The sequence below is a fragment of the Photorhabdus sp. HUG-39 genome, assembly GCF_963878365.1.
GTDB classification, from domain to species: Bacteria; Pseudomonadota; Gammaproteobacteria; order Enterobacterales; family Enterobacteriaceae; genus Photorhabdus; species Photorhabdus kayaii.
This window is the reverse complement of record NZ_CAWNWY010000002.1, coordinates 242973-257061: the sequence shown is the minus strand read 5'-3', so window position 1 is coordinate 257061 and position 14089 is coordinate 242973. Positions and strand designations below refer to the sequence as shown.

Genomic DNA, 14089 nt, shown 5'->3' with positions numbered 1-14089 from the left:
CCAACCTTCAGCGCCAGCGAGAATGGCGCTGATGACAAGAAAAATAACATCAATCAGCTCGTATTGACGATTGATGTCAGAACGAGTTTCTTTCACAACGGTTAAATGTTCAATCAGGGTCTGGTTCAGATTCATGGGCGAGTATTAAAAAGAAAAATAAGGAGAATGAGATCATATAATTACGGTTCATTCAAGGGGGGGTAAAAAAGTATGCTCGCGCCCTGGGGTGATGCCAGTTGCCATTCTGTTGTCAGGAATACGATAAGGTTCAGGCACGAATAGGAGAAATTCAGGAAAAAGCCAGAATGCAGGGGCTGGATTCCCTTACGCCGGCAGAAGTACGGGAATGGGCTGATTTACGGGGTGCGATGTTGAATATTGACGCATCTCGGAATTTGGTGATCCAAACCGTTTTGCTATATTTATATACCCTATGGATTTCAAGATGGATCGCGACGGCAAGGGAACGAATCCCCGGGAGCATAGATAACTATGTGACCGGGGTGAGTGAGTGCAGCCAACAAAGAGGCAACTTGCAAGATGACGAGTATACAATTTAAGAGGTAATTTAATAGGGGTGTTTATCGGACTAATAAGTTATTGTTTTATATATTATCACCTGTATGATTTACGTAAATTAATAATCAATCTTTGGATTGAGATGACTATTTGGAGAAATTTTATGAAGTGTATTAAATGTGAAAACCCAGTATTGCATGAATCAGATTTTTGTGCAGCATGTGAAGAGAAAGAACTGAGTAGAATTGGCGGGTTTCTCTATTTTCCGGCAATAAATATTATCTTTGTAATATTAAGTTCTTTATTTAGTTCATATAAAACAATGACAACCTTGATCTTTGGTTATGATTTTCTAGGTGAATTACGTATCCTTATAGGATTTGAATTTATTTGTTTTACTATTATTTTTGGAGTTGCACTTTATACATCTATTCTTTTCTTTAGAAAAAAGAAAGAAACACCTTTATTTTATATTATCCTTTTAGTTTTTACTTCATTATTTATAATAACTGATTTATCATTGGCTCATTATGTATATGAAATAAAACTGGATTATAATTATCTCTTCTTACTTTTTAGAGCTGTGTTTTATACATGTATATGGGTACCTTACTTTATTATATCTATCCGAGTTAAAAGAACATTTATAAAGTAACGATTAAAATTAAACTATTTTGCAACTCATATTTATTCAAAAAATATGGCAATTAAAACTAGCCCGGCTTTATGAATTATTTACAAAAGTCAGGCAATTTAAATCACTCGTTCATCAAGGTCTGAGTACTGTATTTTGCTGAGCTCAGACTATTTAATTTCTACTTGATTCGTAAGCATGCGGCGGAAAAGGGTAAGCTAGCGATAATACCCTTGCGAGATTACGATGGCCCACCTATCCAGTGAGCCATTTTTACCGTTATTGCTTAGCCTTATGGCAAGTTAAATCAGGCAAATTTTCCCTTGCCAATTATGGTGTCTGCCCACGCCGTCGTAATAGCCTCTTTCGCCTTGCTGTCCAGCCCTTCGATAAAACCGTTATCACCGGCTGTTGGGGAAAAACTGCTCATTGCCTGAATTAAGGTATCAACCGCATTGTCGGAAAGTGCCGTAAATTCACGCTCTCCTGATGTATCCTTATGCTCCATCTGTGTCACTAATTTGGCACGGTTACCATTAAAGTAATCACTAAAGGTGACTGAACCCACCGATTCAAACAGGCTCTGAGCAGTTTTATCCTGAGTAGGGCGATTCACTGATAAAACCAGATCATATCCACTGCGCTGGAACCACAAGTCTTGCCAGTCAATATCGTTAAAGGCAATCATATCTTCTGCATTAATATCATCAACCTGACTGTCAATCACCTTACCACTGACCACAAAGCTATCTACTCCTGCCCCTCCTTGGAAGTGGTTCTGGTATCCCCCCAACACCAGTAGATCCTGACCCTCTCCGCCGTCAAACTGGCTGAATTTCGAAATTGAGGCCGCTATCAGGTGGTCATCACCTTCTCCGCCATTAATTACCGCATGATAGCCCATCAGTTTAATGACATCGCTACCCATGTTGCCATCAATTCGGTTGTCATTACCAAACACCCTGCTAAAGTCATTGCCTTCACCTAACTCAACCCGGTTGTTATTACCGATGGTCACGGCATAATCTTGATCTTCTCCAGTATCCACCTGGTTGTAGTTACCAGAAGTGACAACGTAGTCCTGTCCATTACCGGCATCAATAATGCCGCCTTCACCAAAAACAAATGTCTGATCATTACCCTCACCCATGAACACATGGTTAATGCGTCCGGCTACCACTGCGGTATCATCGCCACTACCACCAAACATCCAGTTTTCACGTCCCATCAGAACGCCCAAGTCATCACCTTCACCACCGGTAAAGATGTTGGAAGTACCGATGGAGTAATAAACATCATCTCCGCGACCACCCCAGAAGTTGTTGTTATCGCCCAGATAAGCACCGAGATCTTTACCGTCACCGCCCCAGTTGAAGTTATAGTTCCCTAACGAGATATGGATATCGCTATCCCCTTGCAGATGACCGCTGTTACGCAGGAAATCAAACGTTTTCTGCTCCATATTGAGCAGATCTGCCGTGAGATTCTCTTTCAGATTGGTCACTAATGACTTCATCTCTTTTTGTTTATCTTTGCTGAATATCGTCGCAAACAGGTTAGGCAAATTCAGCGAATTAAAGCCCAAAGCACGCTCTGATTTGTCATTAGCCTGACTATCCCCACTGTTGATGGCACCCGGTATACTCTTTTCCCGATTTTTATCAGGCGCTTTCTCTTTCAGCCCATGACTGACAAAAAATGACTCAATACCATCAGCACTCATATCAGCGTTCTGTTTCAAACCATTAATCAATTTATCCGGATCAGTGAAGGCACTTAGTTGATCACCACCAAACTGCTTAATCACTTCCAACATCTCTCGCAAAATCACCTTGCCATCAACCGGCTTACCAGTACGGGCAACAATCTGTCCCTCCGGCGTGTAATCCACACAAAAAATATCCGCTAACGTGGTCTCTGCATCCACACCGGCTAACCGACCCTGTAGCTTGTTTTTAAGCTGACGCGGTAAGTCCTGTAGATTGTAAGTAAATGTTGTTTTCGCCAGGCCCGTTGTTGAATATTGCTGCGTCATCAGACCAAACAGAGAACCCAGGTTGGTATCCAAAATCGATTGAATATGGTCACCGAACATAAAGTTCCAACTACCGGTTGTGACCTGAATGTCCGCCCCTTGACCACCTACCGCAAAATTGAAAGCCAGTTTCTCATTGGCCTGACGAAATTTATCCGCACGGCTCATTTTACTGGTATCAATCTTTTTACCGTGACCACTTAACCAATGGTGGTATTTTTTATTCAATGCCGCTTCTGTGTCACTTTTCAAACCACGGCTACTGCGCTCGCGCTGCGAATCCAGATCAACCAATGTCTTGTAATCCACACTACTGGTTTGGTCTAAACCAGACATGTCCCGCACAAATTTTTTCGCACCAGATAGTGTCCACTGCTGATTTTGCACCGCCAACCAATCCCACTCTTCGCCGGAATGAGCAATAGATTTCAGTACACCGGTAATACGCGCAGCGCCATCAAATGGATTAACCAACGGTGGTGTAGGGAGGGATTTATCCATCATGACAATCAGGTCATTGCTGCGACCCTGGTTGAAGCTGACGTTACGGTTGCCAATAAACATCTGCGCCCCTTCAAATGCTTGATAACCACCCAGATTAACGCTGTGCTTACTGTCACCCTCCCCGATGTGAATCATCACATTGTTGTCGCCAAAGGCCAGTGATTTAAAACCACCCGTACCCACTTTGATACCGACGTTCGAGGTTCCCCAGTTGATCGCGGTAAATTCACCGTCACCCACGTTTACCTGTATATTCCCGGCGTAACTCAGCGGCTTCGATTGAGGATTTGAACCGAGCTCAACCCTGTTTTTGCGCTTCCCTGGCACGGTGAAAACATCATGGTTATCCGCAATTGCCCCTTTGGTTGTTGAATCCGCTTCCGTGTACCCCACCCGGGCAAGGTTGATATCGCTTTCAGCCACACCACGACGCAGTTTTTCTGTTGTAGCCGTTAGTTCATCCTGTTCATTCCAACGTAACACCAGTTTGTTATCGCCCAACTTGTTAACCCACTGATGATTTTTATCGCGGGTAAATTTACGACCTGTTGCATCAACGGCCACTGTACTACGACGCGCTGAAACCTCACTACGGATACCCTGTTTATCTAAAGCGGTAATAAAATGGTAGGCAAAACCGTGCTGCTTATCATCACTAATCAGTGAACAACCCACGATGCTGATACGATCAGGTTTACCCGCTTGGTTAAAGTTCTGACTGAACTGTTTTAGTTTTATTGCCAATTCATCGGCACTGTAACCACTCAAACGAGTGTTATTTTGTGCCGATTCATCACGGCCATGACCAACAATCTGCCAACGTAATTTGCCTGATAATCTGGCAGGATCACCATAAATGACATGATATTTGCCATCAGCATCAAATTTCACCACCACGCTGGATTCCCGGTGTTTACCCGCCAGATTGATCGCGGCTTTTGCTACAATCGGGTCATCTTCCATTTGAATAATGATCTGACTATCAAAACGTGTCCCATGATTGCCACTCTTTTGCAACGAGTTCTTCACCATATCCCGATTTTTATTTTGAAAATCGGAGAGCGTAGAAACAATCCTATCAGTATATTGGCTCATTAAAGCACCGCTCTCAACATGACCATAAAAGGTTTGTTCACCCGATACGCGATAACCAGAAGCGGTCAATCTTGCACGCAGCTTTTCCCCTTCATGCCCTAAACCTTGATTGTCAGTTAACAGCATGATCGGCGTATTGATCGGCAGACCTTTGAGGTTTTTTTCTACTGAAAATTGTCCGTTCATCGCTTTTGCCAATGCCCCAATCATGCCACCAGGGTTTGGTACGTCATGCGCGGTTATGGTTTTGGTTATACTCGATATTGGCCTGTCGAGTAACAGACCTGACACGGCTTGATTATTTTGCGCTGCATATCGAGCAAGATCTGCCGCCACCGGCCCACCAACGGAATAACCATGAAGGATAATATTACCCGGCTTAATACCGCGATCTTGCACCAAATAGCGAAACATCGTCCGGGCATCCTGATAGAACTCTTGCTCACCGGGACTACCATCACTACCACCATAGCCGCGCATGTTGACAGCCAGTATATCAATGCCCTGATTTTGATAGTGGCTTTGGATGTCATGAGCTTGCTCTTCCGCGGACAAACCTGAATCATGAAGGAAAAGCACGACTTTTTTCTCTGCTGCCGTCGAGATATCATCTGGTTTTATGTCACCTTGATGATAATATCCCGTTAAACGTCCCCCTTCGCCTTTTAGGGTGATTTTGCTTGAGCTGCCATTAGCAACCGCATCATTAAGCATAGTCTGCGTCTCATCACTGATATGGCGGCGCTCTTCTTTAAAACCATACAATTCGTTGTTAAAGAATCGGGTCACTGGGTTTAAAGAGTCTTTCTCCCGTGGCGAAGTACCATCATTCTCAATTAATACCGACTCTGACGCTCTATTTTTGCCCGATAACGCCTGTAATGCTTCCACTGAAGAGTCGTTCTGTTCTCTCTCAGGGGTATTTTCTCGATAAAGATGTTGGGTTTTCTCAAATGCGCTATTTAATGCCTGATTTATCCACAGTTTCCCTTTATCTCCCGCGATATCCATCAGATCTGTATAACTGGCGGTGTAGTTTTGCAGTACCTGCCGACGTTCATCACCAGCCGTCTGCAATGCTTTGTAGACCACCAAACTTTCATTAACTGAATGACCGCCATCAAACACCAGGAACGCCAAAGTATTAAGATATGCCTGCTCCGGCGAGAAAGTGGGATCTTGACTAGCAATATGGTTATTGAGATGAACCATGATATTAGTTGATCCAGATGCCCCCGTCACCACGGAATGCCCTTGTGCCAAGGCGTTACGCTCAAGCGTTGTTTCCTGTCCAGGCGTCAGTACTCTGCCCGCCGCCACCTTTCTGCCATACAGGAAATCTTCATATTGATCACCGGATGGCTGGTAAGGCAGTGCAATACCATAATCATTGGTTTGCTGTTCAGTTAATTTCACTTTATAGGTAACATCCGCCCTATTCGTTAATTTACTACTGGTGGAACGAGCCTTATAGATCTCATCCCGATAAAAAATATCCGCTTCCGCCTTCCATTGAGATAAATGTAACCCCATACCATCAGTGTTCGACATTTTTACTGCCAGAAACGGAATTTTGATCATTTCAAAGCCGCTATCCACCTTGGTCATCATGATCTTAAAGTTATCAAAGGTCGGTTTTTGCAGGAATGCGGTCAGTTCAGGCACCCGACTGAACCAAGGACGAATATCCTTTTTAATTTTTTCGGCAAAAGCTTGCATTCTGATAGCAATCTGTCCGTCGAGTACAGGTGAGCCCGGAGTACTTTGCATATACGACTCAAACTCCTGCACCAGAAACTGACCTATCCGTCTGGAGGTCGCTCTCGCATCCGGTGACGCGTTTTTCACCAACGTATGCGCCAACTCAGAATCAAAACGACGGCCAAATAAGTTGTCAATATATTGGGTAGTTGACTTTTCTCTGTGAGCATCAGCCTGTAATGACAGTACCAAAGCATGTAACTCAGGATATGCCTGTAACTGGCTAGCAGCAGCATCAAATAACTTGATAGTTTCCTTCGATGTGACTTGTCCAGTGAGCCAGAGTCTTCTAGCCCGTCCAATCAAAAGCCTCGCTTCCGGGATATTCGCGGTTTCCAATCGGCTCATAAAAGCAACCAAACTTTCACTCTCGGTCTTAGGCGCTTCCCGTTTAGCGGTTGAGTTCGTTCGAGTCAACGGTGTAATTTTCCACTCAATAAGATGATTAATTTCGTTTTGTGTTACACCGTTTTTTAAACCGACAACACGTCCAGTTCCATCAAATATGACCCGCTGCTTAAGATGTTCAGCATGTCGAGGCGCCACGGCGATCCCAAGGACGCCAGCGGATTCAGCTCGCTGAGCCTGCAAGTGCTCTATCATTCGGCCCATTTTAAAACGTACTAAGTTCACCTGATTGGTGCGTAGAGCAAATTCCTTTGGGCTATGCTGTTGCCAATCAGCTATCGCCTGCTCAAGCAGCAATATATGCTCTTCATCGAAATGGCTCATCGTTTTATAGAACATATCACGTACAGCAACCAGCGCTTTACTAAGTCGCCTTTTCCGCCCCAATGTTCGTACATTAGGGTTGATAAATAGCTTATTTCCCTCTTTCAATACATTAAATTTTGCATTGTCAAATATTGCAGAATCTTTCTGTTCTACCTTGACATCATTCCCCAACGATTTCAGATTAATGCCTGAAATCCGCGGCACTCTTCTGACTCGCTCACCTGAACTGTTCGACGTTGGTATCACCCTATCGTCAGATTGTCCTTTGGCAAACTTTGAAGTAGTTAAAACGCCAGTATTTTTCGCGCGGATACTGGCATTTATCTGTAGACGCTCAACCGCTTGTTTAGCATCATCCAACGCCTGTAGCTCTTCTTCGGTCAATCCCTTGTAGAATCTTTTTTCAGCTTCCGGTATTAATTCGGGATCAATATAGCTACCGGTTTCTCCCGCGCCTGTCGATTCGTAGGCATTACCAGACAAACCACTACCACCGGCACCGGTACGATCAGGTTTGGAATCGCCCTGTTTTGCCCCTCTAACATCTTCTTGTACCTGGGCAATTTTATTTTCAGCCGCAGCAATATCACGTTTACCCCGATATTCCGACCCCTGATAGGCGATATTTGCGTCATTTTCCGCTTCTTTAGCCCGCTGTTGCTGCAATAATGCTTCTTCTTTTCTTAACTCTGCTTTCTTCTGAGCCTCTGCAATATCTTGTTTTGCACTGGCATGATGCTGCTCACTTTGCGCTACGCCAATCTCGGATTTCTTAACCGCTTCTTTTACTTGTTGTTGGTTATCCGTAATAGATCGTTGAGCATTAGCTAATTTTTTTTGGGTAATAAATTTGGTGTAATTCAGCTCGTCCTGGGTACGGTTCAAAAATTGGGAAGCAAACTGATTACGCCACTGGTCACCTGATTGGCCGCTGTAGTTGGCATAGTCACCAAGCACATCCAAACCTTGCGTCATGGAAACCAGTTTGTCAGTCTCCGCCTGCGCTTCTGTTTCTATCGCCTTACGCTGTGTCAGCCCATTTCGGCTAACTGCTGCCTGATCCGTTAATTCCAACTGGGATTGCGATTTCGCAATTTCTGCCAGTTGTTTCTCTTTTTCCTGTTCCAACAGTTGGCGATCTTTTTCTGCTTTTTCTTTATCGCTTAACGCATTTTGCGCCGCTTTATCCTGTTTCACCTGTTCGGTAATAATATTGGCTTGTCGTGAGCGCTTAGATTTTGCAATAACGTTGTCCAGAATATAGCCTATACCATCATTCAAACCAGTTCCTTTAAACTCAATTCGATTACTGCCCGCTTTTGCTGTCAGCTCTAGTGTTTTATTTTGCCATTTCTCGGCATCGCCAAAAGTCGAGAATACAAGTTTGCCGTTCCAGAAAACATCCATACCATTGTCAGCTGAATAAGCATTGGGACGATTGGCAAAATCAAAGCTCAGCGAAATCACTTCTCCCTCAGAACGGTTTTGCAGGTCCTGGTAAATTGTGGTGTTTTTATCAACATCAAGTTCACTGACTCGTTCGCCATAACGGGTATTATTAGGTTCATCAGTACTCACTGGGCTATAGGCCGCAATATCATTGGTTGATTGCCAACCCAATTTACCTTGCTCAAGGTCACTATTGACAATCAGTGACGTCTCAGATTTCACAGCGATATTGTCTAAGATATAGCTAAATCCATCATCCTGGCCTGTACCTTTAAATTCAATCCGGTTAGTACCTGCTTTTGCCATTAAATCGAGTTTTTGAGTTCGCCATATAGCTCCCGGTCCAGAAGCTGAGAATACAGACTTACCATTCCACAACACCACTATTCCGCAGTCACTCAGATCACGGTCCACCATCTCTAAATGACTCATAAAATCAAAAGTCAGTGAAACCACTTCTCCTTCAGACAAATTTTGTAATTCCTGCCAAATTACAGTATTTTTATCAACATCAAATTTACCGGCTCGTTCACCATCACCGGTATTATCAAGACCATAAGCACTCGCTGGGTTATATGCCTCTATGCCATGAGTTGACTGCCAACCTTGATTACCTTGCTCAAAGTCACCATTGACAATCAGATTTTCATCCTGATCTGACTCCGATAGCGTTTTTTGACTCAAAACACTTTCTATTGAACTGACGTCAGGCGTCTCCACGGCTGTTATAGCACCATTGAAACTATGGTTTAAATCTGAACTTACCGACGCAATTTCATCCATCTGAAAGCCATCAATAGCAGATACTTCCGCTAAATGAATCGCCCCTCTGCCTTCATGGGTGCCCGACGTGTTAGCTTCCTGTCCATGAACCAAATAGTTGATTGCCTGACTGCCGCCCACACCTAATGTTGTCTGTTTGATATGCTCAAAGAGGGAAGAAAGTTTGTTGCCTTCTGTAACAGAGAAGCTGTAGAAATCACCATTACCAATCTTAACCACCACGTTATTACGTGCATAACAAGCGTTGATACCCAGACCATCACCCACATGGATATTGGCATTAGCTTGACCTTTCATGACCGCAACATTGAGGCCATTGCCCACTTTGGCATTAATATTGTGCTTACCCCACGCCAGGTTAACCGAAACGCCATTACCTACATGAGTGTTAATGTTAACGTCACTATGAGCAGCGGTGATATTTAAGCCATTGCCCACTGTTGTCGTTACGTTAGCTTTCCCTTTTGCCACCGTCACCTGCATACCGTCACCCACTTTGGTGACGGCATTGCCTTCGCTCCATAAGGCATTAAAACCGTCTCCTTTACCCACCTGAGTGACAATGTTAGCCTTACCTTTCGCCAGCACCACATTACGCCCGTCACCGACTTTAGTGATCACGTTGGCTTTACCCCAGGCACCGGTGTAATCGTCACCGTTACCCACATGGGTAATGATATTGGCATCGCCCTGCACCACCGTGACTTCTTGTCCCTTCCCTACTTTGGTAATGATGTTAGCTTTACCTTTCGCAAAGGTGTAACGGTCGCCATTTCCCACCTGAGTCAGGATATTCGCTTCACCCCAAGCCGCATTCACCCCGGTGCCATCGCCAATTTTGGTGATAAGATTGGCTTTACCTTTGGCAAACCCCACTGTCGTGCCCTCGCCGACATGGGTCATCACGTTACCGACATCGGAAATAAGCAGGCCGACTGTGGTACCGTCGCCCACTTTGGTCAGGATATTACCCTTGCCAAGAAGCACGCCCGCAGTTGTTGAATCTCCCACATGCGTGATGACGTTCGCTTTCGCCGCCGCAACCACCCCCATAAAATCATCACCCACCTTGGTGACGATATTCGCCTCACCCAGTGCTAACACCCCTGTTAAGCCATCCCCCACATGAGTCATAACGTTGGCTTTACCAAACATGGCCGCCAGTGTTGTCCCCTCGCCGACTTTGGTCATCACGTTCAGTTCACCGGCAAACAAACCAATACTGACGCCATTACCCACATGGGTAAAAATATTCGCTTTCCCTATCATTAAGGCGGCGGTCTGGTCATGACCGACTTTGGTCAGCACATTAATCCCGCCAATCAGAGCCGCAAAGGTATTGCCATCCCCAACATGGGTAAAGAGATTGGCTTTGCCGATCATCGCCGCCAGGGTCATGCCATTACCCACTTTCGTGGCGATATTGCCTTTTGCCAGCATCAGCGCAACACTGGTGCCATCCCCAATATGCGTAAACACATTGCCTGCGGCTACCATCAAGGCCAGCGCATTACCGTCACCCACTTTGGTAAATACGTTCACTGCGCCGCCCATTAACGCCCAAGTATCCCCTTTGCCGACATGAGTAAACAGGTTACCCGCGCCAATCAGGGACGCAATTGATGTCCCCTCCCCGACTTTAGTGAAGATGTTCCCTGCCGCGGCCATCACGCCCAGTGTCAAACCGTCGCCAACATGGGTCAGCACGTTGCCAATGCCGAACATGATGCCGGTGGTGTCACCCTTTCCGACTTTGGTTAAGATATTCGCGCCACCCAGCATCACGCCCGTGGTATTGCCGTCACCGATATGTGTAAGAACATTCGCACCGCCGCCCATGACCGCCAGCGCATAGCCTTTCCCTTTCTTGGTAAAGATGTTAGCTCCGCCCAACGCTATTGCTGTAGTGTTTGACGTTTCAGTCTCCTCACTGAGATGGGTGATAATATTGGCACCGCCGAACAGACCGGAAACCAGATCTCCCGCACCGAGTTTAGTCAGTACGTTAGCACCACCCAAAAGTACGGAGAAGATATCCCCTGTTCCGGCCTGGGTGATGACGTTAAAACCGCCCGCACCGGACCAGTTCCCATTGCCATTACCGATTTGGGTATGAGTGTTGTACCCGCCTAACATCAGCACCCGGCTGTTACCGCTGCCTTTGTGAATTGAAATATTGCCATAGGACAGAAGGTGAGCCAGATATTGTCCATCCCCGACACGCACAAGAATATTTACCGCGCCGCTGGCGTAAACATCCATTTTCCCGCGCTGGCTTTGGTGAACCAAGACATTGGCTAAACCCGCACCACGGAACGATAGATTGCCCTCTTCACCGTTTTTCACAATAACATTAGCACCACCTCCCCCGTCAAAATAGGTATTACCGAATGTTGAACTGTGTAGAATAATGTTAGCCGCGCCCGCTCCTGTGAAATTAATATTACCGTGCGACACATTGGATGTAATAACGTTTCCACCCCCTGCACCGATGAAATAAATATTACCCGAACTATCACCGCCATTCTTTGATGATTTAATAACATCTTGCTCAAAATAACCTTCAATATCAGTCAGACAATCAGTAATCTCATCTGTTACATTTAAATCATAGTGAAGCTGACTTAACGTATAACCAGCCCCCATTGATCGATAACCGCGAGGATAGGAAAAATGTTCATTCGCCAAACGGCCAGTATGGTCCCCTTTTTTATACCAAGATTTTGCAATATATTTCAGCTTTCCTGTTTCATAATCATTCGCCAACTTAACCTCAACCACTTTGGTATAAGGTTCCAGAAATATTGCATATACATAAGTATCCGGCTGCTCGTTTGATTTCACCGGAGAGACATCGATTTTCAGCCCATCAGAAGAGAGCGCGTATCCCCCCATTTTGGCACTACCCAGTGTGACATTTTTCGCTTCAATGTTAGTACCATCGGAATAATTCACCCATCTATCGGTTAATAATGCCTCCTCAACGCCCTGTATTGTGGTTTCTTGTCGATATACAAGATTAATATTGGCAAGCGTAATAGCACCTTCCCTTTTAACGGGGATAAATCCATTATTTACGTTGATATTTTCCTTAGCAATATCCTTAAGATGATTACCTTCCTTATACCAAGAAGTGGCATAATAACGGAGCTTACCGGTATCAGGATTATTTTGCAGCCGCACAGAAACAACTTTAGTATTAACATTATTGGCAATGGCAAAGAGATAAGTATCAGGCTCTACCGCGGATTTAACCGCGTTAACTTGCTGGGATTGTTGAATCCAGCGTCCTTCCATTGTGGCTGATGTCATCACAATATCTTTAGCCTGAGCAAATTCTATTTCATTTTCCATCCCTGCTCGGGTAATTTCGTTATAAGCCCCTGCACCAGTAAAATGAATATTACCGTGAGCAACGTCAGAATAGAGTTTGTTATATCCCCCCGCACCTTTAAAAGTAATATTACCCTGTGTCTGTCCATACCTATCTTCACTGTGGCGTATACGTTCAATGCGATTCGCTGCCCCCGCACCACGCAAGATAATGTTACCTTCTCTACCTTTACGTACAATATGATTATCAGCACCAACCCCATTCAAAATGACATCGCCGCTTTCTATCCGCGAATCGATACTATTTGCAGCGCCTGCGCCGTTAAATGTCACATCTCCTTGAGTACCCTCATAATGATTAAACCAGGTACGGTCAATTTTGTTAGCCGCTCCTGCGCCAGCAAAATAAACATTTCCCTGATCAGTTTCATGCCATAACTGATTATATCCACCAGCCCCTTTAAAACTTGTATCTCCAGATAAACCTTTACGAACCAGTTTGTTATAGCCGGCAGCACCCGAATAATTTAAATTTCCAACTTCACCCGTGTGATTAATAATAGCCGCACCGGCTGCACCGGCAAATGACAAGCCGCCATTTCCCGTTTTACTAATACCGGTATAACCTGAGGCTCCCTTTACCGAAAGTTCACCATTCGTATGGTATACACCGACCTTTAATGAACCAACAGTAACATCATCATCTCCGCCATAAGCATAAACTTCACCACCAATACCAATAGCAGTAATACTGTTACCGTCATTATCGTCATAATATTTCCCAGTAAAAAAGTACTCTGTACTTCTATTTGATGATTTCCCCATCAATAGTCCTTTAATTTATTATTGAAGTTAAGCAGAAAACCACTGCACCTAACAGATAGGGCAGTTATTTTGAATATTCAATCTCTCACGAAACAGTGAAATCTTCTGAATTTTTAATAGCAAAAAATCAAATAAAGAAAAAACCGCCATTAAAATTAACATCAGATATTGTTTGCATGAATTTATCAAACATACTTTTTCCAAAAAGTAATTTATTAATAACACGGATATAACAAAGAAAATATTAAGTTCAGAAAAGTTTCAATTTGATCGATTTACAAACACCTTAAAACAAATCCATCGAATGAGATAAATAAAAAATTCAAAAAGATCGTTAACACAGATGTTTTTTCCGCGATAATATTGAAAATACAGAGAAGATAATAAAGTAACGACTAAACTAAGATATAAAATTT

General features: G+C 44.2%; 3 protein-coding genes and 1 pseudogene. 2 read left to right on the top strand and 2 right to left on the bottom strand.

What is annotated here, in order from left to right; genetic code table 11:
• Positions 1-135 (bottom strand): annotated as a pseudogene (locus AAC155_RS02850) (transposase family protein); the annotation flags it as partial.
• Between the two features lie 101 nt (positions 136-236).
• Here AAC155_RS02850 and AAC155_RS02845 point away from each other — a divergent pair.
• Positions 237-560, top strand: coding sequence for a hypothetical protein (locus AAC155_RS02845; protein WP_113040950.1), 324 nt, complete (start codon positions 237-239; stop codon positions 558-560).
• A 122-nt stretch (positions 561-682) separates the two neighbouring features.
• Positions 683-1174, top strand: coding sequence for a DUF2569 domain-containing protein (locus AAC155_RS02840; RefSeq protein WP_158536474.1), 492 nt, complete (start codon positions 683-685; stop codon positions 1172-1174).
• 286 nt (positions 1175-1460) lie between these two features.
• Here AAC155_RS02840 and rtxA read toward each other — a convergent pair whose 3' ends face one another.
• Entirely contained in the window at positions 1461-13673 is a 12213-nt protein-coding gene (rtxA, locus tag AAC155_RS02835) for an MARTX multifunctional-autoprocessing repeats-in-toxin holotoxin RtxA (protein WP_113040948.1), read from the bottom strand.
• Between the last annotated feature and the right edge of the window lie 416 nt (positions 13674-14089).

Bases quoted from the DNA above. Each gene is read 5' to 3' on its own strand.
- rtxA (WP_113040948.1), bottom strand. From the start codon at position 13,673: ATGGGGAAATCATCAAATAGAAGTACAGAGTACTTTTTTACTGGGAAA.
- AAC155_RS02840 (WP_158536474.1), top strand. From the start codon at position 683: ATGAAGTGTATTAAATGTGAAAACCCAGTATTGCATGAATCAGATTTT.